This is a genomic window from Pseudonocardia ailaonensis (genome assembly GCF_039531635.1).
GTDB classification, from domain to species: domain Bacteria; phylum Actinomycetota; class Actinomycetes; order Mycobacteriales; family Pseudonocardiaceae; genus Pseudonocardia; species Pseudonocardia ailaonensis.
In genome coordinates, this window is record NZ_BAAAQK010000005.1 from 514,641 (window position 1) to 541,280 (window position 26,640).

The 26,640-nt window shown below is 72.2% G+C and carries 28 protein-coding genes; 20 read left to right on the forward strand and 8 right to left on the reverse strand.

Annotated elements, in window-relative coordinates; all coding sequences use genetic code 11:
* Positions 1-18 precede the first annotated feature (18 nt).
* The gene (glgC, locus tag ABD324_RS11190) at positions 19-1,263 is read left to right on the forward strand and encodes a glucose-1-phosphate adenylyltransferase (RefSeq protein ID WP_344415276.1); all 1,245 of its coding nucleotides are present in this window, start codon (positions 19-21) and stop codon (positions 1,261-1,263) included.
* A gap of 23 nt (positions 1,264-1,286) precedes the next feature.
* On the opposite strand, the gene ABD324_RS11195 is transcribed toward glgC, so the two are convergent.
* Entirely contained in the window at positions 1,287-1,766 is a 480-nt protein-coding gene (locus ABD324_RS11195) for an O-methyltransferase (RefSeq protein ID WP_344415278.1), read from the reverse strand.
* Positions 1,767-1,967: 201 nt separating this feature from the next.
* Here ABD324_RS11195 and sigE point away from each other — a divergent pair, with 201 nt between their 5' ends.
* The 4 genes from sigE (at position 1,968) to tatB (ending at position 5,550) form a co-directional block, all read left to right on the forward strand.
* Positions 1,968-2,588: an RNA polymerase sigma factor SigE gene (gene sigE, locus ABD324_RS11200; RefSeq protein WP_344415279.1), complete on the forward strand. Its 621-nt coding sequence runs from the start codon at positions 1,968-1,970 to the stop codon at positions 2,586-2,588.
* The gene (locus tag ABD324_RS11205) at positions 2,563-3,315 is read left to right on the forward strand and encodes an anti-sigma factor family protein (protein ID WP_344415281.1); all 753 of its coding nucleotides are present in this window, start codon (positions 2,563-2,565) and stop codon (positions 3,313-3,315) included. The genes sigE and ABD324_RS11205 overlap by 26 nt, the downstream gene beginning before the upstream one ends.
* Before the next feature lie 190 nt (positions 3,316-3,505).
* Complete coding sequence (locus ABD324_RS11210) at positions 3,506-5,098, forward strand: S1C family serine protease (RefSeq protein ID WP_344415283.1); 1,593 nt, start codon at positions 3,506-3,508, stop codon at positions 5,096-5,098.
* Positions 5,099-5,118: 20 nt separating this feature from the next.
* Positions 5,119-5,550 carry a Sec-independent protein translocase protein TatB gene (gene tatB / locus ABD324_RS11215; protein ID WP_344415285.1) on the forward strand — a complete coding sequence of 144 codons (432 nt, stop codon included), beginning with the start codon at positions 5,119-5,121 and terminating at the stop codon, positions 5,548-5,550.
* Between the two features lie 88 nt (positions 5,551-5,638).
* Here tatB and ABD324_RS11220 read toward each other — a convergent pair whose 3' ends face one another.
* Positions 5,639-7,033 (reverse strand): amidase, encoded by a 1,395-nt coding sequence (locus ABD324_RS11220; protein ID WP_344415287.1) that lies wholly within the window; start codon positions 7,031-7,033, stop codon positions 5,639-5,641.
* Positions 7,030-7,989, reverse strand: coding sequence for a D-2-hydroxyacid dehydrogenase (locus ABD324_RS11225; protein ID WP_344415289.1), 960 nt, complete (start codon positions 7,987-7,989; stop codon positions 7,030-7,032). The genes ABD324_RS11220 and ABD324_RS11225 overlap by 4 nt, the downstream gene beginning before the upstream one ends.
* A 97-nt stretch (positions 7,990-8,086) precedes the next feature.
* On the opposite strand from ABD324_RS11225, the gene ABD324_RS11230 reads away from it, so the two are divergent.
* The 6 genes from ABD324_RS11230 to ABD324_RS11255 all read left to right on the forward strand — a co-directional run bounded on the left by ABD324_RS11230 (position 8,087) and on the right by ABD324_RS11255 (position 13,189).
* Complete coding sequence (locus ABD324_RS11230) at positions 8,087-8,581, forward strand: DUF3830 family protein (protein WP_344415291.1); 495 nt, start codon at positions 8,087-8,089, stop codon at positions 8,579-8,581.
* A gap of 45 nt (positions 8,582-8,626) precedes the next feature.
* Positions 8,627-9,442 (forward strand): maleate cis-trans isomerase family protein, encoded by an 816-nt coding sequence (locus ABD324_RS11235; protein ID WP_344415293.1) that lies wholly within the window; start codon positions 8,627-8,629, stop codon positions 9,440-9,442.
* Positions 9,439-10,164 (forward strand): maleate cis-trans isomerase family protein, encoded by a 726-nt coding sequence (locus ABD324_RS11240; protein WP_344415295.1) that lies wholly within the window; start codon positions 9,439-9,441, stop codon positions 10,162-10,164. The genes ABD324_RS11235 and ABD324_RS11240 overlap by 4 nt, the downstream gene beginning before the upstream one ends.
* Positions 10,161-10,877 (forward strand): GntR family transcriptional regulator, encoded by a 717-nt coding sequence (locus ABD324_RS11245; protein ID WP_344415297.1) that lies wholly within the window; start codon positions 10,161-10,163, stop codon positions 10,875-10,877. Before ABD324_RS11240 ends, ABD324_RS11245 begins: the two co-directional genes overlap by 4 nt.
* 66 nt (positions 10,878-10,943) lie before the next feature.
* Positions 10,944-11,870, forward strand: coding sequence for an AEC family transporter (locus ABD324_RS11250; protein WP_344415299.1), 927 nt, complete (start codon positions 10,944-10,946; stop codon positions 11,868-11,870).
* A 71-nt stretch (positions 11,871-11,941) separates the two neighbouring features.
* Complete coding sequence (locus ABD324_RS11255) at positions 11,942-13,189, forward strand: aspartate aminotransferase family protein (protein ID WP_344415301.1); 1,248 nt, start codon at positions 11,942-11,944, stop codon at positions 13,187-13,189.
* Between the two features lie 91 nt (positions 13,190-13,280).
* Here ABD324_RS11255 and ABD324_RS11260 read toward each other — a convergent pair whose 3' ends face one another.
* On the reverse strand, positions 13,281-14,435 hold the full coding sequence (locus ABD324_RS11260) for an Mrp/NBP35 family ATP-binding protein (protein ID WP_425565801.1): 1,155 nt from the start codon (positions 14,433-14,435) through the stop codon (positions 13,281-13,283).
* Between the two features lie 197 nt (positions 14,436-14,632).
* Here ABD324_RS11260 and ABD324_RS11265 point away from each other — a divergent pair, with 197 nt between their 5' ends.
* Positions 14,633-15,046 (forward strand): MarR family winged helix-turn-helix transcriptional regulator, encoded by a 414-nt coding sequence (locus ABD324_RS11265; RefSeq protein ID WP_344416348.1) that lies wholly within the window; start codon positions 14,633-14,635, stop codon positions 15,044-15,046.
* A 60-nt stretch (positions 15,047-15,106) separates the two neighbouring features.
* Here the strand turns inward: ABD324_RS11265 and ABD324_RS11270 are convergent, their stop codons facing one another.
* The 3 genes from ABD324_RS11270 to ABD324_RS11280 are packed head-to-tail and all read right to left on the reverse strand — an operon-like array spanning position 15,107 to position 17,307.
* On the reverse strand, positions 15,107-15,604 hold the full coding sequence (locus tag ABD324_RS11270) for a DUF1003 domain-containing protein (RefSeq protein ID WP_344415303.1): 498 nt from the start codon (positions 15,602-15,604) through the stop codon (positions 15,107-15,109).
* Positions 15,597-16,931 (reverse strand): magnesium transporter MgtE N-terminal domain-containing protein, encoded by a 1,335-nt coding sequence (locus ABD324_RS11275; RefSeq protein WP_344415305.1) that lies wholly within the window; start codon positions 16,929-16,931, stop codon positions 15,597-15,599. Before ABD324_RS11275 ends, ABD324_RS11270 begins: the two co-directional genes overlap by 8 nt.
* A 37-nt stretch (positions 16,932-16,968) precedes the next feature.
* Entirely contained in the window at positions 16,969-17,307 is a 339-nt protein-coding gene (locus ABD324_RS11280; protein ID WP_344415307.1) for a hypothetical protein, read from the reverse strand.
* Between the two features lie 143 nt (positions 17,308-17,450).
* Between ABD324_RS11280 and ABD324_RS11285 the strand changes: the two genes are divergently transcribed.
* The 8 genes from ABD324_RS11285 to ABD324_RS11320 all read left to right on the forward strand — a co-directional run bounded on the left by ABD324_RS11285 (position 17,451) and on the right by ABD324_RS11320 (position 26,049).
* Complete coding sequence (locus ABD324_RS11285) at positions 17,451-18,320, forward strand: PhzF family phenazine biosynthesis protein (RefSeq protein WP_344415309.1); 870 nt, start codon at positions 17,451-17,453, stop codon at positions 18,318-18,320.
* A gap of 131 nt (positions 18,321-18,451) precedes the next feature.
* Positions 18,452-19,411: an HpcH/HpaI aldolase/citrate lyase family protein gene (locus ABD324_RS11290; protein WP_344415311.1), complete on the forward strand. Its 960-nt coding sequence runs from the start codon at positions 18,452-18,454 to the stop codon at positions 19,409-19,411.
* Positions 19,412-19,434: 23 nt separating this feature from the next.
* Complete coding sequence (locus ABD324_RS11295; RefSeq protein WP_344415313.1) at positions 19,435-20,628, forward strand: acyl-CoA dehydrogenase family protein; 1,194 nt, start codon at positions 19,435-19,437, stop codon at positions 20,626-20,628.
* 226 nt (positions 20,629-20,854) lie between these two features.
* On the forward strand, positions 20,855-21,373 hold the full coding sequence (locus ABD324_RS11300) for a YflT domain-containing protein (protein ID WP_344415315.1): 519 nt from the start codon (positions 20,855-20,857) through the stop codon (positions 21,371-21,373).
* A gap of 330 nt (positions 21,374-21,703) precedes the next feature.
* Positions 21,704-23,005: an ABC transporter substrate-binding protein gene (locus tag ABD324_RS11305; RefSeq protein ID WP_344415317.1), complete on the forward strand. Its 1,302-nt coding sequence runs from the start codon at positions 21,704-21,706 to the stop codon at positions 23,003-23,005.
* Positions 23,002-23,946, forward strand: coding sequence for a carbohydrate ABC transporter permease (locus ABD324_RS11310; RefSeq protein ID WP_344415319.1), 945 nt, complete (start codon positions 23,002-23,004; stop codon positions 23,944-23,946). The genes ABD324_RS11305 and ABD324_RS11310 overlap by 4 nt, the downstream gene beginning before the upstream one ends.
* Before the next feature lie 62 nt (positions 23,947-24,008).
* On the forward strand, positions 24,009-24,836 hold the full coding sequence (locus ABD324_RS11315) for a carbohydrate ABC transporter permease (protein WP_344416350.1): 828 nt from the start codon (positions 24,009-24,011) through the stop codon (positions 24,834-24,836).
* Positions 24,837-24,849: 13 nt separating this feature from the next.
* A complete protein-coding gene (locus ABD324_RS11320) occupies positions 24,850-26,049 on the forward strand; it encodes an ABC transporter ATP-binding protein (RefSeq protein WP_344415321.1) in 1,200 nt (399 codons plus the stop codon).
* Positions 26,050-26,127: 78 nt separating this feature from the next.
* Here ABD324_RS11320 and ABD324_RS11325 read toward each other — a convergent pair whose 3' ends face one another.
* On the reverse strand, positions 26,128-26,544 hold the full coding sequence (locus ABD324_RS11325; RefSeq protein WP_344415323.1) for an SgcJ/EcaC family oxidoreductase: 417 nt from the start codon (positions 26,542-26,544) through the stop codon (positions 26,128-26,130).
* Positions 26,545-26,640 lie beyond the last annotated feature (96 nt).

A 26,640-nucleotide genomic window follows, 5' to 3' on the forward strand; every position in this document is an offset into this window, starting at 1 on the left:
GACCGACGGGGGGCCGCGATGACGACGCCACGCATGCTCGCCCCGGGCGGGATGCCCGCCAACGTGCTCGGCATCGTGCTCGCCGGCGGCGAGGGGAAGCGGCTGTGGCCGCTCACGGCGGACCGGGCCAAACCGGCCGTCCCGTTCGGCGGCAACTACCGCCTGATCGACTTCGTGCTGTCCAACCTGGTCAATGCCGGGGTGCACCAGATCTGCGTGCTCACCCAGTACAAGTCCCACAGCCTGGACCGGCACATCTCCACCACGTGGCGGCTCTCGAGCGTGCTCGGCCAGTACATCACCACCGTGCCGGCGCAGCAGCGCCTCGGCCGGCGCTGGTACACCGGCTCGGCGGACGCGATCTTCCAGAGCCTCAACCTCGTGTACGACGAGCGGCCGGACTACATCGCCGTCTTCGGCGCGGACCACGTGTACCGCATGGACCCGAGCCAGATGATCGCCCAGCACATCGCGACCGGCGCCGGCGTGACCGTGGCCGGCATCCGGGTGCCGCGGGTGGAGGCGAAGGCCTTCGGCTGCATCGACTCCGACGAGTCCGGCAAGATCGTCGGCTTCCTGGAGAAGCCCTCCGAGCCGCCGCACGTGCCGGACGATCCCGACGTCACCTTCGCCTCGATGGGCAACTACGTGTTCACCACCGAGGCCCTGGTGGACGCCCTGCGCGCGGACGCCGAGGACGGCGACTCCGAGCACGACATGGGCGGCGACATCATCCCGCGGATGGTGTCCGAGGGAGACGCGCACGTCTACGACTTCGCGGACAACGTGGTCCCCGGCGCCACGGACCGGGACTCGGGCTACTGGCGCGACGTCGGGACCATCGACGCCTACTACGACTCGCACACCGACCTCGTGTCGGTGCACCCGATCTTCAACCTCTACAACTCGCGCTGGCCGATCCGCACCGCGATGCCGCCGCTGCCGCCCGCGAAGTTCGTGGAGGGCGGGATCGCGCAGGACTCCATCGTGGGTGCGGGGACGATCGTGTCCGGGGCCATCGTGCGCCGGTCCACGCTCTCGCCCGGGGTCAGCGTGCAGGCCGGGGCCGAGGTGTCGGACTCCGTGGTGCTGCCCGGCGCCCGGATCGGCCGGGGCGCGGTCGTGCGCCGCGCGATCCTGGACAAGAACGTCGTGGTGCCCGACGGCGCGTTGATCGGCGTCGACCTGGCCCTGGACCGGGCGCGCTACACGGTCAGCCCGGGCGGCGTCGTCGTCCTCGGCAAGGGTGTGACGGCCCTCTAGTCACGCTCGTCACGGGCTACTGGTCACGCACTCCGGTCACGGACCCTGGTCGCCACCAGGACTCCCTCGACGACGGCGGAGACGAGCTGCTCCTCCTCGTCGGGAACCACCTGGCCGGGATCGGCGAGCACGACGACCCCGCCCGGACGCAGCAGCCGCAGCGCCTCGGCGAGATAGGCCGCGGGGTCGCCCTCGTGCGCGTGGACCACGACGAGGTCGTAGCCGCCGTCGGTGAGCCGGGGGAGCACCTCGAGGGCCAGGCCGTTGATCAGGCGCAGCCGGCCCGGCGCGTGCCCCGCGTCGAGGAAGGTGCGGCGGGCCGCCCGCTGCAGCTCCGGATCGACGTCGATCGTGGTGAGGGCGCCGTCCGCGCGCATGCCGCCGAGCAGCGCGAGCCCGGTCCGCCCGGATCCCGTGCCGACCTCCACGACCGCCCGCGCCCCGGTCGTCGCGGCCAGGAACGCGAGCAGCGGGCTCGTCGCGGTCCGCTCACCTGCCGTCATGGTCGAGAACCTACCGACTGCGGGGCCCCGCCAGGGTTCACAGGTTCTTCTCAGACGGTTATCACCCTCCTGTCACGGGCGTCCGTCATCGTTTGTGGCGTGGGACCGGGGTCGTCGGTCCCTCCCGGGGCCGGGAACCATCTCCGCCGGCCCGTCGTTCATCGAACGGCACGACCCGCCGCAGGAGGTGCGCTCCCCGCCATGACCGACAGACCGGCCACCGTGGGATTCGACGACGTGTCGGGTTCGTCCGACGGGTCCGACTGGACCCCGCCGAGCTGGGACGAGGTCGTCCGGGAGCACGCGGACCGGGTCTACCGACTCGCCTACCGGCTCACCGGCAACCCGCACGACGCGGAGGACCTCACCCAGGAGACTTTCATCCGGGTCTTCCGTTCGCTCGCCAACTACCGCCCCGGCACGTTCGAGGGCTGGCTGCACCGCATCACCACCAACCTCTTCCTGGACATGGTCCGCCGCCGCGCCCGCCTGCGCATGGAGGGCCTGCCCGAGGACACCGACCGGCTCCCCGGTGGTGGCCCCGAGCCCGAGGACGTCTTCTCCGCCACCCACCTGGACCCGACGCTGCAGGCCGCACTCGACGAGCTGGCCCCGGAGTTCCGTGCCGCGGTCGTGCTGTGTGACGTGGAAGGCCTCTCGTACGAGGAGATCGGCGCCACCCTCGGGGTGAAGCTGGGTACGGTGAGGAGCAGGATCCACCGCGGCCGGGCCGCACTGCGTCAGGCGATCGAGCGTCAGCGTGCGCTCGAGAGTGGCGCGGCGGGCACGGAGCGTCGTGAACTGGCAGGAGCTGGGAGGTAGGAACGAGATGGCGGACGCACTGCGCCCCTCTCGCAGGTTCGGATTCGGTGGTGCCCCGAACTGGGGCACCGACCACCTGTCGCAGGACGCGGTGGTCGCGTTCGTCGACGACGAGCTCTCGGCCGGCGCGCACGAGCGGGCGGCGGGTCACGTCGCCGGCTGCGGCGAGTGCGCGGCCGAGGTGGTCTCGCAGCGCCAGGTCCGTTCGGCCCTGCGCGGGGCGGACGAGCCGCAGGCGCCGGCGTCCCTGATGTCGCTGCTCCGCTCCATCCCGATGGAGGCCGAGCTGCCGCCTCCGCCCCCCGGCCTGGCGGTCACGGCGGAGGGCCAGCTGGTCTCCGTGCTGCGGCCGGAGCAGATGCCGTCCGATCGGGCGTGCATCGCGCCCGCAGGCCTCGGCGACGCGCCCGCCCACGTGCCCAGCCAGAACCGTGGCCGACGGCTGCGGGTCGGCGCCACGGCCGTGTCCGGGCTCGCGCTCGGCGCCCTGGCCTTCGGCGCGCTGCCCTCCGCGGGCATCGCGCCCGGAGCCCCGGCGCAGGACCGGGGAGTGCTCGGCGGATCGGTCCTCGGTGGGACCGCCGACGCGGGCGCCCGGCTGGGCACCGGCCCGGCCTTCCAGCCCGCCGCGATCCGCACGCCGGCGACCCCCGCCGCGACCAGCACCCCCGCGCCGACCTCCACACCCGCACCGGCCACCCGCCCGGAGGACCGCGAGCAGCGCTGAGCGGACCCGCGGATTCGGCGCTGGGCGCTCACGCGGATTCGGCGCTGAGCGGACCCGCGGATTCGGCGCTGAGCGGACCCGCGGATTCGGCGCTGAGCGGACCCGCGGATTCGGCGCTGAGCGGACCCGCGGATTCGGCGCTGAGCGGCTACGCGGACTTCACCCCGCGTGCGGCACGCTGGACCGCACCATGAGCGACGAGCAGGATCCCGCCGGCGGTGCGGCGCAGCCCGACAAACCCGAGGGCCCTGCTGCGTCCGGTTCCGAGGCTCCCGACTCCGCGACCGGTGAGCCCGCGCGGGAGGAGCCGCCCCGGCTCGCGGCCCGCGGCCTGGACCGCCCCGCCGCCGATCCCGCCGAGGCGGCCGTGTTCGGCCGCCCGGGTGGTGTCGACGGGACGTTCTCCGCCCGCGGCGGCTCCAACGGCCGTCGCAGCCCCTCCGCGGCGCCACCGACCGCGGCCCTCGCCGGCGCGTTCGGACGCCCCGGTGCCGCGGCGCCGGACCTGCAACGCCCGCCCGCCGGCGCCCGCGAACGCCTCCCGGACGACGACGCCTTCTGGGACGGCAACGGCAAGGGCCACGAGGACCCCTGGCGCCGCCCGGAGACCGCCGTCGAGCTCGGCCCCCCGCCCGAGGACGACGCCGCCCCGGCCCCCGAACCCACCCCCGGCCCCCGGCTGTCCGTGCGCGAGGTGCTGTTCGGCCGCCGCGTCGAGCCGAGGGCGCTGGCGGTCCTCGGCGTGATCGCGCTGCTCATCGGGGCGGTCGGCGGGCTCGTGGGCCGCTACACCGTCGAGGGCGCGAACTCCCTCACCGACCCCGGCGCCACCCTCACCAGCACCACCGACGCCAAGGAGCGCCCGCCCGGCTCGGTCGCGGACATCGCGTCCCGGGTGCTGCCCGCCGTGGTGTCCCTGGACATCAAGGTCGGCGACCAGGGCGGCACCGGCTCCGGCGTCGTCATCGACCCGGCGGGCTACATCCTCACGAACAACCACGTCGTCGCGCCCGCGGCGGCCGCGCAGGGCTCCACGATCCAGGCCGTGTTCAACGACGGCAGCCGGGCCGCGGCCAGCATCGTCGGGCGCGACCCGAAGACGGACCTCGCGGTGGTCAAGGTGGCCGTCCGGAACCCGACGGTGGCGCGGATCGGGTCCACGAAGGACCTCGCGGTCGGCGACGCCGTGATCGCGATCGGCTCGCCGCTGGGCCTGGTCGGGACCGTGACGACCGGCATCGTGAGCGCGCTGGACCGGCCGGTGCGGCTCGACGGCGAGGGCAACGACGTCGCCGTCATCGACGCCGTGCAGACGGACGCCGCGATCAACCCCGGCAACTCCGGCGGCGCGCTCGTGGACTCGACCGGCGCCGTCGTCGGCATCAACACGGCGATCCGCAGCCTCGGCGGCCAGGGCAGCCAGGACCAGGGCGGATCCATCGGCCTCGGCTTCGCCATCCCGATCGACACGGCCCGCACGATCGGCGAGGAGCTGATCCGCACCGGCAAGGTCACCCACGCGGACCTCGGCGTGAACGTCCGCTCGGTCACCGACGGCTCGGCCGACGGGGCCCAGGTGCAGAACGTCGTGGCCGGGGGCGCCGCCGCGGCCGCGGGCATCCTGGAGGGCGACGTGATCGTCAAGGTCGGGGACCGGGAGATCGCCGGGGCGGACGAGATGATCGTCGCCGTGCGCGAGAAGAACCCCGGCGACGTCGTCCCGATCCAGCTGGTGCGCGACGGTCGCCCCCTGACCGTCACCGCCACACTGGCCTCGGACTGAGCGCCGCGTAGGCTGGCGTCGTGTTCGACAGCGTCGGCTGGGGAGAGATCCTCGTCCTCGTGGTGGCGGGGTTGTTCATCCTCGGTCCCGAGCGGCTCCCTGGTGCCGCCGCATGGCTCGGGCGCACGATCAAGCAGGTCCGCGAGTACGCCACCGGCGCGCAGACCAAGCTGCGGGACGAGCTGGGCCCCGAGTTCGACGAGCTCCGCAAGCCCCTCGAGGACCTGCGGGGCCTGCGGAACTTCAACCCGCGTACCGCGGTCCGCCGCACCCTGTTCGAGGACGACCCGGACCCGTTCGGCATGCAGGCCCTCCGCGGCCGGGGCACCAACGGGAACGGCAACGGCGCCGGCAACCTCAGCGAGACGGGCCCCGCCGCCCCACCGTCGGCGAAGCCGGTCGAACGCCTCGCCCCGAACGAGCGCCCCCCGATCGACCCCGACGCCACCTGACCCTGACCCCCCGCATTATGGAACCATAATGCGAAAAAGGCGGGCCGAAATTCGCGTTATGGAACCATAATGCGAAAGAGGGCGCGGGTTACCGGAGCAGGGTGGGGATCTGCTGGTGGTGGTCCGTGGCCTGCTCGTAGGCGTGGGCCGCGGCGAGGACCCGGCCGTCCGCGTGGCGGGGGCCGATGATCTGCAGGCCCACCGGCAGACCTTCGGACGTGAAGCCGCAGGGGACGCTCGCGGCGGGCTGCTGGGTCATGTTGAACGGGTAGGTGAACGGGGTCCAGGTGGTCCACCGAGAGGAGCCCGACGGGGCCTCCCGGCCGCCCTCGAAGGCGGGGATCGGGAGCGTCGGGGTGAGCAGCAGGTCGAAGTCCTGGTGGAAGGCGCCCATCAGCGCGCCCATGTCGTTCCGCACCGCCATCGCGCCCAGGTAGTCGACGGCCGAGAACTCCGCACCTTGCTCGGCGACCTCGACCAGACCCGGGTCCATCCTCGCGCGTTGCTCCGCCGAGTACGGCTCCAGACACTTGGCCGCCCCGGCGAACCACAGCAGCTCGAAGGGCTCCAGGCAGTCCGCGAACCCGGGGTCGACCCGCTCGACCGTCGCCCCGAGCGCCGAGAACACCGCGACGGCCGCCTCGAACGCGGCGAGCACGTCCGGGTGCACGTCGACGTACCCGAGCGTGGGGCTGACGGCGATCCGCAGCCCCGCGATCCCCTCGACGGCCTGCTCGGCGAACGAGCGCGGGGGCGCGTCGAGCAGCCAGGGGTCGCGGGCATCGAAACCGGCTATCACGTCGAGCAGCAGGGCGGAGTCCAGGGCGGTGCGGGTCATCGGCCCGACGTGCGCGAGCGTGCCGAAGGGGCTGCCCGGGTAGTGGGCGACGCGGCCGTAGGTCGACTTGTGCGCGACCGTCCCGGTGAACGCCGCGGGGATCCGGACCGAGCCGCCGGCGTCCGTGCCGAGGGAGAGCGCACCCATCCCGAGCCCGACGGCCGCGGCCGATCCGCCGGACGAGCCGCCCGCCGTGAGCCGGCTGTCCCAGGGGTTGGTCGTCACTCCCCAGCGCGGCGAGTCCGTGACGCCCTTCCACGCGTACTCCGGCGTGGTGACCTTGCCGAGCAGCACGGCCCCGGCCGCGCGCACCCGCGCGACCGGTGGGCCGTCGACGTCGTGGGGCTCGGGCTGCTCCGCCACCCAGGATCCGCGGGTGGTCGGCCAGCCCTTCGTCAGGAGGATGTCCTTGATCGAGGTCGGGACGCCGTCGAGCGGGCCGACCGGCGTGCCGGCCTTCCAGCGGGCCTCGGAGGCACGAGCCGACTCGAGCGCCGAGTCCGCGTCGACCAGAGTGTAGGCGTTGACCGCGCCGTCGTGCTCCTCGATCCGGTCGAGCGCGTCCTGGGTGGCGCGGACCGGCGAGATCTCTCCCTTCTCGTACCCGGCGAGGAGGTCGGTGGCGGAGAGATCAGCGGTGCTCACGAGGTGCCCTTCACATAGCCCAGCGTCTTGTCGACGACGTTGTGCAGCGGTTCGCCGGCGCGGTAGCGGGCCAGGTTCTCCAGGAACTGGTCCCGCAGCATGCCCCGCCAGCCCGCGACGTCGCCGGACATGTGCGGCGAGACGATCACGTTGTCCATGCCCCACAACGGCGACGCGGCCGGCAGCGGCTCGATCTCGAAGACGTCGAGCGCCGCCCCCGCGATCCGGCCCTCCCGCAGGGCCGCGACGAGATCGGGCTCGACCACGAGCCCTCCGCGACCGACGTTCACGACCAGGGCATTCCCCGGGAGCAGCCCCAGCGAAACCCGGTCGAGCATGCCGCGGGTGGCGTCCGTGAGCGGCGCGGCGAGCACGAGGACATCGGCGGACGGCAACAGCTCCGGGAGCGACGAGAACGCGTGCACCCCGTCGGCCGCCCGCCGCCCGACCAGCGAGGTCCGGAGCCCGATCGCGCCGAGCAGGTCCGCGATCGCCCGCCCGATCGGCCCGCTGCCGACCACGACGGCGTGCCGGCCCCGCACGGTCGAGGTCTCCCGGTGCCGCCACTCGCCCCGCGCCTGCAGCCGCAACGTCCCGGGGAGGTCCTTGGCGAAGGCCAGCACCACGCCCGCGACGTACTCGGCGATCGGCCGGTCGAAGACGCCGCGCGCGTTGGTGATCTCCGCGGGATGGGCCTGGAGCTCGGGGAAGGTCACCTTGTCCACCCCGGCCGACGCCGTGTGCACCCAGCGGACGGCGGAGGTGTCCGCGGCCCGCCACGCCGCCGGCACGGCGGGGGAGAGGAAGTCCCACACCAGCAGGACGTCGGCGCCGTCGAGGGCGGCCGGGAGGTCGTCGGCGCCCGCCAGACGCACCTCGGCGTGTTCGGCGAGCCCGTCGGGCCGGTCGTCTCCGGCCAGCACGGCGATCACGGGCTGACCTGCGGGAACGGGCACGCCGAAGATCCTTTCGCGGAGGTGGGAGGCGATTGACACGCTAGGAAGCGCTCGTATGATTGTCAACAATCCGCGTCCCCGACCCGCGAGGTAGGCAGTGTCGAAGCTCATCCGGATCACCCTCGAGCGCCGCGGCGTGTCCTGTGTCGCCGAGCTGCTGGAGAAGGAGGCGCCGCGGACCAGTGCCGCGGTGTGGGAGGCGCTCGCGGACGGCCCGCTCGGCGGTCCGGCGCAGCACGCCAAGTACGCGCGCAACGAGGTCTACTCGATCGTCCCGCGGTTCGGCGCCACGATCGGCCAGGAGAACCCGACGGTCACGCCCATCCCCGGCGACGTCTGCTACTTCGACTTCCACGGCGGCATGCTCGACGCCTCCTTCAAGGAGGACCAGGACATCGACCAGGCCGCGGGCGGCATCGATCTCGCGATCTTCTACGGGCGTAACAACCTGCTGCTCAACGGCGACGTCGGCTGGGTGCCCGGGAACGTCTACGCCACGATCGTGCAGGATCTGCCGGCGATGGCCGAGGCGTGCCACGACGTGTGGCGGTCCGGGAGTGTGGGCGAGCGGCTCGTCTACGAGAGAAGCTAGCGAAACGAGCATGCGCGCTGCGCGCGTTCCGTAAGAAGGTGGACGGTGCCTGCTGAACTGTCGGTCGGGCTCGCGGAGGCGGAGGACGGCGCGGACGCGCCGGGGGTCGGGGTCGTCGCCCCCTTCGACTTCGCGCTGGACCGCGAGCTGTGGCGCTGGGCGCCCGAGGACGTCTCGCTCTACCTGACCCGGCTGCCGTTCTTCACCACACCGGTCACTGTCGAGATGGCGGTCGCGGTGGCGGACCGGCGTTCGGTGCGCCGCGCCACCCGGGACGTGCTGACCCCGCGGCCCGGCGTCGTGACCTTCGCGTGCACCTCGGGGAGCTTCGTGTCCGGGGTGGCGGGCGAGCTCGTGCTCCGGCAGACGATGCTGGAGGCGGGCGCCCCCGTGGCGACCACCACCAGCGGTGCGCTGGTCGACGCGCTGCACCTGCTCGGCGTCGAGAAGCTGGCGATCGCCACCCCCTACATCGCCGCGGTCACCGGCCGGCTGGTCGACTTCCTGGCCGACAACGGCGTGGCGACGGTGGCGAGCGAGGGTCTCGGCCTGCTCGGCAACATCTGGCGGGTGGGCTACGACCAGGTCGTCGACATCGTGCGGGCGGCGGACCGGCCGGACGCCGAGGCGCTGTTCATCAGCTGCACCAACCTGCCGACCTACGACATCGTCGAGCCGCTCGAGCAGGCCCTGGGCAAGCCGGTGATCACGGCGAACCAGGTGACGATGTGGGCCTCGCTGCGGGCGATCGGCCGGCGGGCGGTGGGCGGTGGCCGGCTGCTGGACCTGTCGCTCCCCGCGGACTCGGTTGTAGGATTGTCGACAAACAGCCCCGGAGTTCTGAAGAGGGATCGCTCGTGACGACCGTCGGAATCCTGTACCCCGGCTTCTCCGCCGAGGACGACTACCCGCGCGCCGAGCGCCTGCTCGGGGACGGAAGCCGGTTGCCCCTGGTGCACACGCTCATGCGCGAGGACGCCCACCGGGTCGACGCGCTGCTCGACGTCGGCTCCGAGGACATCCTCGCCGACGGGGCGAAGGCGGTCGCCGCATCCGGCGGGCCCCTGGACTCGATCGTCTGGGCCTGCACGTCGGGCTCCTTCGTCTTCGGCTGGGACGGGGCGCAGGCGCAGGTCGCGGCCCTGCAGGAGGTCGCGCGGGTGCCCGCGTCGAGCACCTCGTTCGCGTTCGTCGACGCCTGCCGGGCGCTGGGCGTCGAGAGCGTCGCGATCGGGGCCACCTATCCCGCGGACGTCGCGGAGCGGTTCGTCGAGTTCCTCGGCAAGGCCGGGATCCGGGTGCTCACCATGACCCCGCGCGGGATCGTCACCGCGGCCGAGGTCGGGACCCTGACCGAGGACGTCGTGCTCGACTTCGCCGCGGCCGTCGCCGCGGACGCCCCGGGGGCGGACGCGGTCCTCCTGCCGGACACCGCGCTGCACACGATCGAGCTGCTCGACCGGCTCGACGAGCGCGCGGACCGGCCGGTGCTCACGGCCAACCAGGTCAGCGTGTGGCAGGGTCTGCGGCTGGCCGGCGACGAGCGCCGGCGGTCCGGCCTCGGCAGACTGTTCGCGGCATGAGCGTCCTCGACGCGGCGGAGCCCGCCCGGCCGGTCGGCTCCACCGGGGACGGGCTCGAACCCATCAGTCGCCGGTCGACGGCGGCGATCGTCGCGGACCGGATCCGTTCGGCGATCATGCGCGGCACCTTCCCGCCCGGCACCCAGCTGGGCGAGGTCGACCTGGCCCAGCGGCTCGGCGTGAGCCGCGGACCGCTGCGGGAGGCCATGCAGCGCCTGGTCGCGGAGGGGCTGCTGCGCTCCGAGCGGCACCGCGGGCTGTTCGTCCGCGATCTCGACGCCGCCGACGTCCGGGATGTTTACACCGCCCGTACCGCGATCGAGCGGGCCGCCGCCGAGCTGCTGCTGGCCGCGCCCGACCGCGCCCCGGCCGTCGCCAGGCTGACCACCTCGATCGCCGCGATGGAGGCCGCCGCGGCCGTCGGGGACGCCGTCGCCCTGGCCGACGCGGACCACGACTTCCACGCCGAGCTCGTCGCCGCCTCCGGCAGTCCGCGCCTGCACCGGATGTCCCGGACGCTGCTGGTGGAGACCCGGATGTGCCTCACCGCCCTGCAGCAGACCGCCCCGCCCGCCGAGGGCCTGCTCGCGGAGCACCGCGCCCTGCGCGATGCCCTCTCCGCCGGCGAGGCCGCCCTGATGATCTCCCTCCTGAAGGCACACATGGACGACGCCGTCTCCCGGATCCTCCCCGTGGCCGGTAACGCTCCTTAGGGCTCGCGTTACCCCTCACGACCCGGCACGACCTGCGGGAACGGCTCCGACGTAACGTGGCGACACGTGAGCGGCATCCTCGAGGGCTTCCTCGTGATCGGCGTGGTGATCGCCGTCGGGTACGGGGTGGGCTGGTCGGGGGTGCTCGGCCCCTCCGCCGTGCAGGTGCTCTCGCGCGCCTCGTTCTTCGTGGCCAGCCCCTCGTTGCTGTTCGTCACCCTCGCCCACGCGGACGTCCGGACGGTCTTCTCGGCGGGCCTGGTGGTGACGGCGGTGACCAGCTCGCTGGCCTGCCTGCTGTACGTGCCGATGGGCGTCCTGCGCCGCCGTCCGGCGGGGGAGACGACGATCGGGGCCATGGCCGGCGGGTACGTCAACGCCGGCAACCTGGGCTTCCCGATCGCCACCTACGCCCTCGGGGACATCGCGCAGATCGCGCCGATCCTGCTGTTCCAGCTCGCGATCCTCACTCCGCTGTTCAGCACCGTGCTGGACGTGGTGTCGAGCCCGGCCGAGCGGTCCTCGCGGATCCGGACGTTCACCGCGCCGCTGCGCAACCCGTTGGCGATCGCGACCGTCGCCGGGCTCGTCGTCAACCTCTCCGGATGGCAGCCGCCGGAGCTGCTGATGTCCCCGCTGCAGCTGATCGCCAACCTCGCGGTGCCGGGCATGCTGCTGGCCTTCGGGATCTCGCTGCGCGGCGCGGCCCGGCCGGGGAAGGGCGACATCGGGCCGCTGCTGTGGTGGGTGGTGGCCGTGAAGAACCTGCTGCATCCGCTGATGGCGTTCGTGTTCGGCGGGTTCGTCCTGGGGCTGTCCGGGCTGCCGCTGATGGCCGCGGTGGTGTGCGCGGCCCTGCCGACCGCGCAGAACGTGTTCGGCTACGCCGTGCGCTTCGACCAGGGGGTGCGGCTCGCCCGGGACGCGGCGCTGACGTCGACGATCGTGTCGGTCCCGGTGCTGATCGGCGTCGTGGCGCTGCTCGGCACCTGACCCTTGCCGTGGGTGCACCGGCCGTGGTTCCCTGAGGATTGTCGACAACAAGACAACCCTCGGAGCACTTCATGGCACAGCTGTCCCCGGTCCTCACCCAGGCGACCCCCGTGCAGGTCGCGCGGGGCGAAGGGGTCTACCTGTACGACACCGAGGACCGCCGCTACCTGGACTTCACCGCCGGCATCGGCGTCACGAGCACCGGGCACTGCCACCCGAAGGTCGTCGCCGCCGCGCAGGAGCAGGTCGCGACCCTGATCCACGGCCAGTACACGACGGTCATGCACCAGCCGCTGCTGCGGCTCGCCGCGCGCCTGGGCGACGTGCTGCCGCCCGCGCTGGACAGCGTGTTCTTCCTGAACTCCGGCTCGGAGGCCGTCGAGGCGTCGGTCCGGCTCGCCCGGCACGCCACCGGCCGCCCGCTGATCCTGGCCTTCGACGGCGGCTTCCACGGCCGCACGATGGGCGCGGCGGCGCTCACCACCTCCGGCGCCAAGATCCGGTCCGGCAACAACCCGATGATGGGCGGCACGGTGTTCGCGCCGTTCCCCTACGCCTACCGCTACGGCTGGAGCGAGGACCAGGCGATCGACTTCGCCCTCTCCGAGCTCGACCGGCAGCTCGTCACCACGGCCCCGGCCGTCGACGTCGCCGCGTTCCTCATCGAGCCCGTCCTCGGCGAGGGCGGGTACGTGCCCACCCCGGCCCGGTTCCTGGAGGGCCTGCGCGAGCGCGCGGACCGCCACGGCATCCTGCTGATCGCCGACGAGGTGCAGACCGGCTACGGCCGCACCGGGAAGTTCTGGGGCCACCAGCACTCCGCGATCACCCCGGACATCCTGATCACCGCCAAGGGCCTGGCCAGCGGGTTCCCGCTCTCGGGCATCGCCGCGTCGACCGCGCTGATGAGCAAGGCGCGGCCGGGCTCGCAGGGCGGCACCTACGGCGGCAATGCGGTGGCCTGCGCCGCCGCCCTCGCCACGCTCGACGTGGTGCAGGAGGAGGGCCTGGTCGAGAACGCCCGGGTCAACGGTGCGCGGCTGCTCGAGGGCCTGCGCACCGCGTCGGCGGACGTGAAGAACGTGGGTGACGTCCGGGGCCTGGGCTTCATGGTCGCCGTCGAGTTCACGAACCCGGACGGCAGCCCGGACACCGACACCACGGTGAAGGCGCACAAGGCCGCCGCGGAGCACGGCCTGCTCCTGCTCACCTGCGGCCCGTTCAACAACGTGGTCCGCTTCATCCCGCCCCTGATCACGACCGCGGACCAGGTGGACGAGGGCGTGGCCCTCTGGCAGAAGGCCCTCGCAACAGTCTGACGCCCGCCCCGAGCGCGTTATGGAACCATAACGCGCTCGGACCGGCCCCGAAATCGCGTTATGGAACCATAATGCGAGGTCCGGGGTGGGGTTACTTGCGGACGGGACTGAGGCCCAGGGACATGCCTGCCAGGCCTCTCGCGCGGACCGTCAGCTTGTCCGCGATGCCCTGCAGGACCTGCGCCGCCGGCGAGTCCGGGCTGCGCAGGACGATCGGGGTGCCCGAGTCCCCGCACTCCCGCACGCCGGCCTCCATCGGGATCTGGCCGAGCAGCGGGACCGGGGCGCCGAGGGTCTGCGTCAGCCGGTCGACGACGGTCCGGCCGCCCCCGGAGCCGAAGACCTCCATCCGCGAACCGTCGGGCATGTCCAGCCACGACATGTTCTCGATGACCCCGGCGATCCGCTGCCGCGTCTGCACCGCGATCGAGCCCGCCCGCTCGGCCACCTCGGCGGCCGCCTGCTGCGGCGTGGTGACGACCAGCAGCTCGGCGTTCGGGACGAGCTGCGAGGTGGAGATCGCGATGTCGCCGGTGCCCGGGGGCAGGTCGAGGAGCAGCACGTCGAGGTCGCCCCAGAAGACGTCCGCGAGGAACTGCTGCAGCGCGCGGTGCAGCATCGGCCCACGCCAGACGACCGGGGTGTTGTCCTGCACGAACATGCCGATCGAGATGACCTTCACGCCGTGGCTCTGCGGCGGCATGATCATGTCGTCGACCTTGGTGGGCCGGTCCGCCGCGCCGAGCATCCGCGGGATCGAGTGCCCGTAGATGTCCGCGTCGACCACGCCGACGTGCAGGCCCTTCGCGGCCATCGCCGCGGCCAGGTTCACGGTGACCGACGACTTGCCGACCCCGCCCTTGCCCGACGCCACGCAGTACACGCGGGTGAGCGAGCCGGGCTGGGCGAACGGGATCTCGGGCTCGGCGGAGTCCCCGCGCAGCTTCCGGCGCAGCTCGCCGCGCTGCTCGTCGTTCATCACGTCGAGCTCCACGCGGACCTCGCGCACCCCGGGCACGGCGCCGGCGGCCGCGGTGACCCGGTTGGTGATCGTCTCCCGCATCGGGCAGCCCGCGACGGTGAGGTAGATCCCGATCTGGGCGATGCCGTCCGGGGACACGGCCACGCCCTTGACCATGCCGACCTCGGTGATCGGTTTGCGGATCTCGGGGTCCTCGACCGTGGCCAGAGCGGCCCGGACGGCCTGCTCGACGGTGTCGGTGCCGGTGTTTCCCATGACGGACATCAGGGTCTCCGCTGAACCTTCCTCTTCCGACGTGTGCCGCGTACGTGGACGTGGCGTGGCGACACCATGCTACGTGCGGGGGCGCCGCGCCTCGCGGCTCCGTAGCATCTGAGGGCGTGACGGACATCGCTGAACACAAGCGGTCCGCGCACGGGGGGAACGACCGGCCGGCACACACGGTGCCCAAGCCGGAGGAGATGGCGTCGTGGCGGGCTTTCCTGCGCGCGCACGCCACGATCACCCGGGCGCTGGAGACCGAGCTCCTCGAGGAGCAGGAACTGTCGTTGGCGGCCTACGACGTGCTGGTACAGCTCGCCGAGGCCCCCGGACGACGGCTGCGGATGACGGAGCTGGCCGACGCCGTGCTGCTGTCCCGCTCGGGGGTGACCCGGCTGGTCGACCGGCTGGAGAAGGCCGGCCTGGTGCGCCGCGCGCGGGTGGAGACCGACGGCCGGGGGGTCACGGCCGGTCTCACGCCCGCGGGTCTCGACCGGCTGCGCACCGCCGCCCGCACCCATCTGCGCGGGGTGACGAGCCACTTCGCGCGTCGCCTCGACCGCGACGAGCTCGCCGCCCTCGAACGGATCTGCGGCCGACTGATCATCACCTGACGTCGTTGCCACTCACCCCGTCGGCTCCGCCGCCGACCGTCCCCGGGGCCGCTCACGGGATCAGCGGCGGCGGCTCGGTTTCTTCGTGCCGAGGGCCTCGTCGAGCTGGGCGGAGATCTTCTCGAGCTCCCCGCGCAGGTAGTCCCGGGTGGCGACCTCGCCCACGGCGATCCGCAGCGCGGCCAGCTCGCGGGCGAGGTACTCGGTGTCCGCCTTCGTGCGTTCGGCGCGGCGGCGGTCCTCGTCCAGGGCGATGCGGTCCCGGTCGTCCTGCCGGTTCTGCGCGAGCAGGATCAGCGGGGCGGCGTAGGCGGCCTGGGTGGAGAAGGCCAGGTTGAGCAGGATGAACGGGTAGGGGTCCCACTGCAGCCGCCAGCTGACGATGTTGAGCCCGATCCAGGCCACCACGATGACGGTCTGGATGCCCAGGTAGCGGCCGGTGCCGAGGTAGCGGGCGAGCTTCTCGGCGCCGTTGGCGAACCCGTCCGGGTCGAACTCGATCCGGCGCCGCCCGAGCAGCGGCTGGTCGAGCCGGCGTCCGCCGTGCAGCTCAGGCATCGGTGGTTCCCGCTCCGTTCCGGGCCGGCACCGTGGCCGGGCCCTCGATCCCCGAGGCGTGCCCGGCGGCCTCCCCGCCGTACACGGTCCCGCCCTCGGCCGGGTGCGGGGCGTCCCGCCAGCCGTCCGGCAGCAGATGGTCCAGCAGGTCGTCGACGGTGACGGCGCCGAGCAGGTGGTCCGCGGCGTCGACGACGGGCCCGGCGACCAGGTTGTACGTCGCGAAGTAGCGGGTGATCTCCTCGATCGTCGCGTCCGGGGCCAGCCGGGCGAGCTCCGAGTCCACCAGCCCCGCCACCAGCTCGAACGGGGCCTCGCGCAGCAGCCGCTGACCGTGCACGCAGCCGAGGTAGCGGCCGGTCGGCGTGGCGCTGGGTGGCCGGCACACGAACACCATGCTGGCCAGCGCCGGCGGCAGGTCCGGGTTGCGGATGTGGGCGAGCGCCTCGGCGACCGTCGAGTCCGGCCGCAGCACCACCGGTTCGGGGGTCATCAGGCCGCCCGCGGTGCGCGACGAGTAGGTCAGCAGCCGGCGCACCGGCTCCGACTCCTCGGGCTCCATCAGGGCGAGCAGCTGCACGGCCTCGTCGTCCGGGAGCTCGCCGAGCAGGTCCGCCGCGTCGTCCGGGGACATCGCCTCGAGCACGTCCGCCGCGCGTTCGACGTCCAGGTGGGCCAGCAGGGAGCGCTGCTCGCTCTCCGACATCTCCTCGAAGACGTCCGCGAGCCGCTCGTCGTCGAGCCCGTCGACCACCTCGAGCTGCCGCTTGCGGGGCAGCTCGGTCAGCGCGGCGGCGATGTCCGCGGGCCGCATGGTCTCGAAGACCGACAGCAGCCCCTCGATGCCCTGGCGGTCCGACAGCGTGAGGCCCTGCACCGCGCTCCACGCCAGCACGTCCACCGACGAGCGCCGCAGCCGCCGCCGGGGCCGCACGGCGAGCCGGCCGACCACCCAGTCCCGGCTGCGGGTGGGCTCGATCGCCGCGTCGACCACCACCGCGTCCTCGCCGGAGTCCCGCAGGGTGACCGGCGCATCGAGCATCTGGCCGAGCACGAGGGTCTCGTTGGGGCGCTGGTGGAAGCCCGAGAGGCTCACCGAGCCGCTCGCGAGCGTGACCGCGGCCGGATCGACGTCCGCCACCCGGAGCATCGGGACGAAGATCCGCCGCCGGTTGCCCAGCTCCACGACCAGGCCGAGCACCCGCGGCGGGGTGGCGTCCACCCGCAGCATGGCGACGACGTCGCGGACCTTGCCGATCCGTTCGCCGTCCGGCCCGAAGACGGCCAGACCGGCCATCCGGGCCACGAAGATCCGCGCCTGCCCCATGGGGGGAGACTAGTGCGGTGTCCGCTGGTGGGGCCCCTCAGACGTGGCGGATGCGACGCGCCAGGGTGAGCCGGTGCCGCGGCGGGGTGACCAGCCTGCGGTAGGCCCGGTGCAGCACGTACCCGGCGCCCGCGGCGAGCACCACGGCCGCGACGACCTGCCACCAGTCCGTGGCCCAGAAGTGGATCACCCCGACGACGAGTGCGGTGAGCACCAGGGCCAGCGACTTGATCACCAGGACCCGGAGGCGGACCCGGCGGTCGCGGATGCCGCGCCGCAGCTGCGGCGCCGTGGAGAGCACGATCCACAGCCACCAGGCCAGCAGCACGCCGTGCGCGACGTAGCCGGTGACCTCACGGAGCAGCGCCAGCGACACCCTCCGGCCCTCCTCGTCCCGGTCGAGCGTTCGAGACTAGGTCTCTCGGCGGGCGAGACACCCCCCGTTCACGGATCGTGCGCTGTCGGCCCAACGGGTGTTATCCGGTCGGCCGCACGCCCCGGGGGCCCTAGGGTCCGTTCGTGCCTTCGTTGCGCTTCGAGGTCGTCGACGTCTTCACCGATCGGCCGTACGCCGGTAACCCGCTCGCCGTCGTCAGAAATGAGGAGGCGGAGCTGACGGGTGCCGCGATGCAGGCCATCGCCGGCGAGTTCCACCTCTCCGAGACCGTGTTCACGCTGCCCCCGACCACCCCGGAGGCGGACTACCGGGTGCGGATCTTCACCCCGGCCGTCGAGCTGCCCTTCGCCGGGCACCCGAGCGTCGGCGCGGCCTGGGTCCTCGCCCGCGCCGGCGCGATCCGCCACGGCGACGTCGTGCAGGAGTGCGGGGCGGGGCTGCTGCCGGTGACCGTCGACGCCGAGGGCGCGCGGGTCACCGGCGGCCGGCCCGAGATCGGGGACGACCTCGACGTCGCCCTGCTGGCCGCCGCGACCGGGCTCTCCGCCGAGGACGACCTCGACGGCGCCGCCCTGCCCGGGATCGCCGCCGCGGGCGTGCCGTTCGGGTTCCTGCTGGTCAACCCGGACGCGGTGGCCCGTGCCGTGCCCGAGCCGGAGACGATCTCGGCGCTGGGCCTCACCGGGCTGGTCGTCGCGTCCGTGTCCGGCGACGCCACCCGCGTCCACCTGCGGATGTTCGGCGCCGGCGTCGGCGTCGACGAGGACCCCGCGACGGGCTCGGCGGCCGTCGCGCTGGGCGTCTACCTCACCGACCGCGGGCTGCTCCCGCCGGACGGGGACTCGGCGTTCACCGTGGCGCAGGGCGCGGAGATCGGCCGCCCCTCCCGGCTGGACGTCGAGGTGCGGGCCGAGGGCGGCCGGGTGGTGCGGACCACGGTGCGCGGAGGGGTGGCCGCGGTGTCCCGCGGCGAGCTCACCGCCCTGCCCTGATCCGCCGCACCACCCCTCACCTTGGCTGGGTGAGAAACCAATCACCTCGACGGCGCGCCGGGCCCGCGGACGTGTCAGCATCCATCCAGCCGATCAGAGGAGTTCCGACAGTGTCGTCCGCGTCGTCCGCCGTGAGCCGCCCGCTCCGTCCCCGCCGGTCCTGCCTGGCGGTCCCGGGCTCGAGCCAGAAGTTCATCGACAAGGCCCGGACGCTGAACTCCGACCAGGTCTTCCTGGACCTCGAGGACGCGTGCGCGCCGCTGGCCAAGCCCGGTGCCCGCAAGACGATCGTCGCCGCGCTGAACGAGGGCGGCTGGGGCGACAAGGCGCGCGTGGTCCGGGTCAACGACTGGACCACCGAGTGGACCTACCGGGACGTCACCGAGGTCGTCGAGGGCGCCGGCGCGAACCTCGACGCGATCATGCTCCCCAAGGTGCAGACGGCCGAGCAGGTCGTCGCCCTGGACCTGCTGCTCACCCAGATCGAGAAGACCCTCGGCTACGAGGTCGGCAGGATCGGCATCGAGGCGCAGATCGAGAACGCCCTGGGCCTGCTCAACGTCAGTGCCATCGCGCAGGCCAGCCCCCGCGTCGAGACGATCATCTTCGGCCCGGCCGACTTCATGGCGTCGATCAACATGAAGTCCCTGGTCGTGGGGGAGCAGCCGCCGGGCTACGACGTGGGCGACGCCTACCACCACATCCTCATGTCGATCCTGATGGCGGCCCGCGCGCACGACAAGCAGGCCATCGACGGCCCGTACCTGCAGATCAAGGACGTCGACGGGTTCCGCCGCGTCGCCGGCCGCTCGGCCGCGCTCGGCTACGACGGCAAGTGGGTCCTGCACCCCGGCCAGATCGACGCCGCCAACGAGACCTTCTCGCCGGCGCAGAGCGACTACGACCACGCCGAGAACATCCTCGACGCCTACGAGTACTTCACCTCGGAGGCGGGCGGGAAGCGCGGTGCGGCCATGATCGGCGACGAGATGATCGACGAGGCCTCCCGCAAGATGGCCCTCGTGATCTCGGGCAAGGGGCGGGCCGCGGGGATGTCCCGCACCGACAAGTGGACCCCGCCCGCGAGCTGACCTGCCTGAAAGGACTGAACACCATGGCCCGCCTGGCCCAGACCGCCGGTCTCACGGACGTGCAGGAGGAGATCATCTCCACCGTCCGCACGTTCGTGGACAAGGAGATCATCCCGCACGCGACGGCCCTCGAGCACGCGGACGCGTACCCGCAGGACATCGTCGACGGCATGAAGGAGATGGGGCTCTTCGGCCTCACCATCCCCGAGGAGTACGGCGGCCTGGGCGAGTCCCTGCTGACCTACGCCCTCGTCGTCGAGCAGATCGCGCGCGGCTGGATGAGCGTCTCCGGTGTGATCAACACGCACTTCATCGTGGCGTACATGCTCATGCACCACGGCACGCCGGAGCAGAAGCAGAAGTACCTGCCGCAGATGGCGCTCGGGGAGACCCGTGGCGCGTTCTCCATGTCCGAGCCGGACCTGGGCAGCGACGTCGCGGCGATCAAGACGCGCGCCAAGCAGGACGGCGACGACTACGTCATCGACGGCGCCAAGATGTGGCTGACGAACGGCGGCTCGTCGAACCTGATCGCGCTGCTGGTCAAGACGGATCTGGGCAACCCGAAGCCCTACCAGAACCTCACCACGTTCCTGGTCGAGAAGCCGTCGGGCTTCGGCGAGGTCCTGCCGGGCCTCACCATCCCCGGCAAGATCGACAAGATGGGCTACAAGGGCGTCGACACCACCGAGGCGGTGTTCGACGGCTTCCGGATCCCGGGCGCGCAGATCCTCGGCGGGGAGCCCGGCAAGGGCTTCTCGCACATGATGGACGGCGTCGAGGTCGGCCGGGTCAACGTGGCGTCGCGCGCCTGCGGCATCTCGATCCGGGCCTTCGAGCTCGCGGTCGAGTACGCCCAGCAGCGCAGCACCTTCGGCAAGCCGATCGCCGAGCACCAGGCCATCGCGTTCAAGCTGGCCGAGATGGGCACCAAGGTCGAGGCCGCCCACCTCATGATGGTCAACGCCGCCCGCCTGAAGGACCGTGGCGAGCGCAACGACGTCGAGGCCGGCATGGCCAAGCTGATCGCCTCGGAGTACTGCGCCGAGGTCACCCAGGAGGCCTTCCGCATCCACGGCGGCTACGGCTACTCCAAGGAGTACGAGATCGAGCGCCTCATGCGCGAGGCCCCGTTCCTGCTCATCGGCGAGGGCACGAGCGAGATCCAGAAGACGATCATCTCCCGCGGCCTGCTCAAGGAGTACAAGAGCCGCTGATCCCGGTTCGTCGCCGGACGGCGCCCCCGCACGCGGGGGCGCCGTCCCTGCGTTCCGGGGCCGTCGTGGGCTTCGCCGCCGGTTCGTGATCGCGCCGCGGTCGTGCTCCGGACCCCTTGGCCCTATCGTGACCAGGACAGAGGCACTTCGGCGCGGTCCCGGTCGTTGACGGGACGGTGCCGGGGGATTCGCCTCTGGTGTCCGATGTACTCGAGGAGTGAAGTTCGTGACCACCCCGTTCGGCGGCAGCGGGCGGCCCGCGCCGGGGCTGCCCAACCTGCCCACCCCGCCCACCGGCTGGCCGGTCGGCTCGTACGCCAAATACGAGGAGGCGCAGCGGGCGGTCGACCATCTCGCCGACAGCGACTTCCCGGTCCGGGACGTGACCATCGTCGGCGTCGACCTGATGCTCGTGGAGCGGATCGTCGGCCGGCTGACCTGGGGGCGCGTGCTCGCGTCCGGGGCTGCGTCGGGCGCCTGGTTCGGCCTGTTCGTGGGCCTGCTGCTCTCCCTGTTCACCACGGGCGGGGGCTCGGTCGTGCGGATCGTCGTCGCGCTCGCGGGCGGCATCGTGTTCGGGATCGCGTTCGCCGCGGCCGGCTACTGGGGCACCCGCGGGCGCCGGGACTTCACCTCGTCCAGCCAGATGGTGGCGGGCCGGTACGACGTGCTCTGCCAGCCGCGCAACGCGGAGAAGGCGCGCGAGCTCCTCGCGAAGCTCGCCATGGGCAGCTCCGCGGGCTGAACCTCCGCGTCCGTCCGGGTGAGACCGGGCGGGCCGTCCGGCTGCCCGCACTCCTTCCGCGGCGGCCCCGTTCGTCCGTCCGGGGTCTCGGTCCGGTATCTCCGTCGATCTCGAATTGCGGCCCGTCCGTCCTGGATCTACGTTTCGGTGACCGGTCGCGATGGGTGACCGGGGTCACACGACTGCGCGCCGTCGCGCCACCGCCCCGTGCGGTCGCCCGGCGCCGAACGGGAGGCCGGGATGGGGCAGCCGCCGGGAACGGCAGGCGCACGAGGGGCCCGGAGGAGGCGTAGGAGGGGTCGAGGCAGGTGGGCCGCCGCCGGTGGCGCGGTGCTGGCTGCCGCGGTGCTCGCCGGGTGCGGGGCGCAGGCCGGCACCGGGGCACCGGTGCTGAACTTCTACACCCCTGCCGACGGTGCCACCCAGTACGCGCAGGCAGCGAAGGACTGCACGGCCGCGGCCGGGGGGAAGTACACGATCGCCGCGCAGACCCTGCCGAAGAGCGCCGACGACCAGCGCCTGCAGCTCGCCCGGCGGCTCGTCGCCGGCGACACCGCGGTCGACATCGTCGGCATCGACGTGACCTGGACGGCGGAGTTCGCGAAGGCGGGCTGGCTCACCAAGTTCCCGGCCGACGTCGCCGCCCAGATCAAGCAGGGCACCCTCGCCGGACCGCTCGACACCGGCACCTACCAGGGCGACCTGTGGGCCGCGCCGCTCAACACCAACACCCAGATCCTCTGGTACCGCAAGGATCTCGCGCCGAACCCGCCGCAGACCTGGGACCAGATGATCCAGATGTCGAAGGACCTGGCGGGCAAGGGCCTGCCGTCCTACATCGAGGTCCAGGGCGCCCAGTACGAGGGCCTCACGGTCTGGTTCAACACCCTGATCAACTCGGCCGGCAGCGGGATCGTCGACGAGAACGGCAAGGTCCTCATCGCCGACGGCGCCGGCAAGGCCGCCGCGGTCAAGGCCGCGACGATCATGAAGGACGTCGCGACGGCCCCGGGTTCGGACCCGTCGCTGTCCGTGGCCAAGGAGAACGACGGCCGCCTCGCCATGGAGGCCGGCACCGCCGCGTTCCAGATCAACTACCCGTTCGTCTACGCCTCCATCAACACCCCGCCCCCGGACGGCGGCGGTGGCGGCACGTTCATCGACCAGCAGGGCAAGGCGACCAGCCAGAACACCGGCCGCCAGGTCGTCAACGAGTTCGCGTGGGCGCCCTACCCGTCGGTCAACCCGGGCGCCCCGGCCAAGGTCACCCTCGGTGGCCTGAACCTGGGAGTGAGCAGCACGTCGCTGCACAAGGACCTGGCGTTCCAGGCCGTGCAGTGCATCCGCAACCAGGCGAACCAGCTGCGCAACGCCGTCGACGGCGGTGTCCCGCCGACGCTCGAGTCGCTGTACTCGGACCCGTCGTTCCAGCAGAAGTACCCGGCCTGGCAGGCGATCAAGACCTCGCTCGACAACGCGAGCGTCCGACCGAAGACCCCCGCCTACCAGAGCATCTCGATCGTGATCTCGGACCTGCTCAACCCGCCCGCGGACATCGACCCGCAGGCCGTCCCGGCCGAGCTGGCCGACCAGGTCACCCGTGCCGAGAACTCGGAAGGACTGGTGCCATGAGCGCGCCGACCGTCCCGGAGACCGAAGCCGCGGTGCCCGCGTCGCACCGCAAGCCGGAGCTCTCCGAGGGCAAGAAGGCGGAGCGGCGGCTCGGGCTGCTGCTCTGCGCCCCGGCGGCGATCATCATGCTCGCCGTCACCGCCTACCCGATCATCTACGCGATCTGGCTCTCCTTCCAGCGCTACGACCTGCGGTTCCCCGCGGACCGGGCGTTCGCCGGGTTCGCGAACTACGCCGCCGTGCTCAGCTCGAGCTACTGGTGGCGGGCCTTCCTCATCACGGTGATCATCACCGTGGTCTCGGTGGCCATCGAGTTCGTGCTCGGCCTCGCGCTGGCCCTGGTCATGCACCGCACCATCGTCGGGCGCGGGCTGACCCGGACCGTCGTGCTCATCCCGTACGGGATCGTCACGGTCGTCGCGGCGTTCAGCTGGCAGTTCGCCTGGACCCCGGACAAGGGGTATCTGGCGGCCCTGTTGCCGGAGGGCGCGGCGCCGCTCACCGGGCAGGTGTCGGCGATCCTGCTGATCATCCTCGCCGAGGTGTGGAAGACGACGCCGTTCATGGCCCTGCTGCTCATGGCGGGCCTCGCCCTGGTGCCGGACGACCTGCTCAAGGCGGCCCAGGTCGACGGCGCCGGACCCTGGCAGCGGCTCACGCAGATCATCCTGCCGATGATGAAGCCCGCCATCCTGGTGGCGCTGTTGTTCCGGACGCTCGACGCCTTCCGCGTGTTCGACAACATCTACATCCTCACGCAGGGGTCCAACGGCACCGGGTCGGTCTCGATGTTGGGCTACGACAACCTCTTCAAGGCCTTCAACCTGGGCATCGGCTCTGCCATCAGCGTGCTGATCTTCCTCGCGGTGGCCCTGATCGCGTTCCTGTTCATCAAGATATTCGGGGCCGCCGCACCCGGGTCCGACGAGGGGAAGCGCTGATGGCCACCGCAGTCGAGGCACCGGCGTCCCGGCCCACCGCCGCGAACGCCAAGGGCGCCGGGATGTCGGAGGGCCAGAAGAAGGCCTGGTGGTCGGTGGCCAACCTGGTCGTGCTGATCTACGCCCTGGTCCCGGTGCTGTGGATCCTGTCGCTGTCGTTCAAGACCACGGACACGATCACGGACGGCAGCTTCATCCCGAAGAGCTGGACGCTGGCCAACTACGGGCAGATCTTCCAGATCGGGCTCTTCACCTCGGCGCTGGTCAACTCCATCGGCATCGCGCTCATCTCCACGGTGCTGGCCGTCGTCGTCGGCACCATGGCGGCCTACGCGATCGCCCGGCTGGACTTCCCGGGCAAGAAGATCCTCGTGGGCGTCTCGCTGCTGATCGCGATGTTCCCGCAGGTCTCGCTGGTGAGCCCGCTGTTCGACATCTTCCGCTCGATCGGCATCTTCGACACCTGGCTGGGCCTGATCCTGCCGTACATCACCTTCGCCCTGCCGCTGGCGATCTACACCCTCTCCGCCTTCTTCCGGGAGATCCCGTGGGAGCTGGAGAAGGCGGCCAAGATGGACGGTGCGACGCCGCTGCAGGCCTTCCGCAGCGTCATCGTGCCGCTGGCGGCGCCGGGCGTGTTCACCACGGCCATCCTGGTGTTCATCTTCTGCTGGAACGACTTCCTGTTCGCGATCTCCCTGACCTCCACCAGCCGCTCGCAGACGGCGACGGTGGCGATCGCGAACTTCACGGGTGCCTCGCAGTTCGCCGAGCCCACGGGCTCCATCGCAGCCGCCGCGGTGCTGCTCACCATCCCGATCATCGTCTTCGTGCTGTTCTTCCAGCGCCGGATCGTGGCCGGCCTGACCTCCGGCGCAGTGAAGGGTTAAGGGAGTCCGACTCATGTCTGAAATAGTTCTGGACCATGTGTACAAGCGGTACCCGGACGGCACCGTGGGCGTCGACGACGCCAATCTCGAGATCGCGGACGGCGAGTTCATCATCCTCGTCGGGCCCTCGGGCTGCGGGAAGTCCACGACCCTGAACATGATCGCCGGCCTGGAGGACATCTCCTCCGGGGAGCTGCGCATCGGCGGGGCGCGCATGAACGAGCGCGCGCCCAAGGACCGCGACATCGCGATGGTGTTCCAGTCCTACGCCCTCTACCCGCACATGACGGTGCGGGAGAACATGGCCTTCCCGCTGAAGCTGGCCAAGGTGGACAAGGCCGAGATCGCGCGCAAGGTGGAGGACGCCGCCCAGATCCTGGACCTCACCCAGCACCTGGACCGCAAGCCCGCCAACATGTCCGGCGGCCAGCGCCAGCGCGTGGCGATGGGGCGCGCGATCGTCCGGAGCCCCAAGGCGTTCCTCATGGACGAGCCGCTGTCCAACCTGGACGCCAAGCTGCGCGTGCAGATGCGCACCATGGTGTCCAAGCTGCAGCAGCGGCTGGAGACGACCACGGTCTACGTCACCCACGACCAGACCGAGGCCATGACGCTCGGGGACCGGATCGTCGTCATGCGGTCGGGCTTCATCCAGCAGATCGGGTCGCCGCAGAACCTCTACGACAACCCGGCCAACCTGTTCGTCGCCGGGTTCATCGGCTCGCCCGCGATGAACTTCCTGCCGGCCACGGTGGAGCAGAGCACGCTGCGCACGGGCCTGGGAGACCTCGCCCTGTCCGACGAGCTCCGGCGCACGCTGGAGGCGGCGGACGCGGGCCGCGAGGTGATCGTCGGCATCCGGCCGGAGCACTTCGAGGACGCGGCACTGGTCGAGGACGGGCTGCGCGCCCACGGCTCGACGTTCACCGCGCAGGTCGACGTGCTGGAGTCCATGGGCTCGGACAAGTTCGCCTACTTCACGATCGACGAGCAGGCGACCTCCGACGAGCTCGCGGAGCTGGCGGCGGACGCCGGCACCTCGGACGTCCCGGGCGGCGACGCGGGCCAGCTGGTCACCCGCCTCTCCGCGGCCTCCACCGCGACGGAGGGCCACTCGTCCGAGGTCTGGGTCGACACGTCGAAGCTGAAGGTCTTCGACCCGAGGACGGGCAAGAACCTGACCGCGGCCACCCCGGCCTCCGCCACCGTCTAAACCCCCGCGAGTCGGCACTTTCGGTAGGCCGAAACACACGCTGACGACGTCGTCAGCGTGTGTTTCGTGCGTGCAGGTTCAGGACCGCGGCGCCCGGCGGGTGTTCTGGAACGCCGCGACCTGCCACCCGGAATCGGCCCTGACCAGCAGGTACGACACCACGGACACCCGCTCGGCGGGGACGTCGGCGGCGCCGGCGGGCAGGACGCCCCCGGTCGCGTTCACCACGTGGACGACGCCCGGGGCGATCTCCCGGAGCGTCACCTCGGGTTCCGGCGTGCCCGGCGGCGGGGTGAGGGTGGAGCCCTTCAGTGGGCCGTCGAACAGGAAGCGGTGCACCTCCTCGACGGCCTGGCGGCCGTGCAGGACGGTCCCGTCGAACACGACGTAGGTGCAGTCGTCGGTGAAGGGCGCGGCGAACGCGGCGGCGTCGCCCGCGTCCCAGGCGGCGGTGATCGAGTCCAGGACGTCCCGGACCTCGGTGGGGGCGGACATGGCGGTTCTCCTTCGTGGGAAGAGGGACCGCGGGCACCTAGACTTCGGATGCGGTTCCGGATCGGCTGCCCGCGGGTGGTCGGATCCAGCCCGGGC

Bases quoted from the DNA above. Each gene is read 5' to 3' on its own strand.
- glgC (WP_344415276.1), top strand. From the start codon at position 19: ATGACGACGCCACGCATGCTCGCCCCGGGCGGGATGCCCGCCAACGTG.
- ABD324_RS11195 (WP_344415278.1), bottom strand. From the start codon at position 1,766: ATGACGGCAGGTGAGCGGACCGCGACGAGCCCGCTGCTCGCGTTCCTG.
- sigE (WP_344415279.1), top strand. From the start codon at position 1,968: ATGACCGACAGACCGGCCACCGTGGGATTCGACGACGTGTCGGGTTCG.
- ABD324_RS11210 (WP_344415283.1), top strand. From the start codon at position 3,506: ATGAGCGACGAGCAGGATCCCGCCGGCGGTGCGGCGCAGCCCGACAAA.
- ABD324_RS11245 (WP_344415297.1), top strand. From the start codon at position 10,161: ATGAGCGTCCTCGACGCGGCGGAGCCCGCCCGGCCGGTCGGCTCCACC.
- ABD324_RS11255 (WP_344415301.1), top strand. From the start codon at position 11,942: ATGGCACAGCTGTCCCCGGTCCTCACCCAGGCGACCCCCGTGCAGGTC.
- ABD324_RS11260 (WP_425565801.1), bottom strand. From the start codon at position 14,435: ATGTCCGTCATGGGAAACACCGGCACCGACACCGTCGAGCAGGCCGTC.
- ABD324_RS11265 (WP_344416348.1), top strand. From the start codon at position 14,633: ATGGCGTCGTGGCGGGCTTTCCTGCGCGCGCACGCCACGATCACCCGG.
- ABD324_RS11270 (WP_344415303.1), bottom strand. From the start codon at position 15,604: ATGCCTGAGCTGCACGGCGGACGCCGGCTCGACCAGCCGCTGCTCGGG.
- ABD324_RS11275 (WP_344415305.1), bottom strand. From the start codon at position 16,931: ATGGGGCAGGCGCGGATCTTCGTGGCCCGGATGGCCGGTCTGGCCGTC.
- ABD324_RS11295 (WP_344415313.1), top strand. From the start codon at position 19,435: ATGGCCCGCCTGGCCCAGACCGCCGGTCTCACGGACGTGCAGGAGGAG.
- ABD324_RS11310 (WP_344415319.1), top strand. From the start codon at position 23,002: ATGAGCGCGCCGACCGTCCCGGAGACCGAAGCCGCGGTGCCCGCGTCG.
- ABD324_RS11315 (WP_344416350.1), top strand. From the start codon at position 24,009: ATGTCGGAGGGCCAGAAGAAGGCCTGGTGGTCGGTGGCCAACCTGGTC.
- ABD324_RS11320 (WP_344415321.1), top strand. From the start codon at position 24,850: ATGTCTGAAATAGTTCTGGACCATGTGTACAAGCGGTACCCGGACGGC.
- ABD324_RS11325 (WP_344415323.1), bottom strand. From the start codon at position 26,544: ATGTCCGCCCCCACCGAGGTCCGGGACGTCCTGGACTCGATCACCGCC.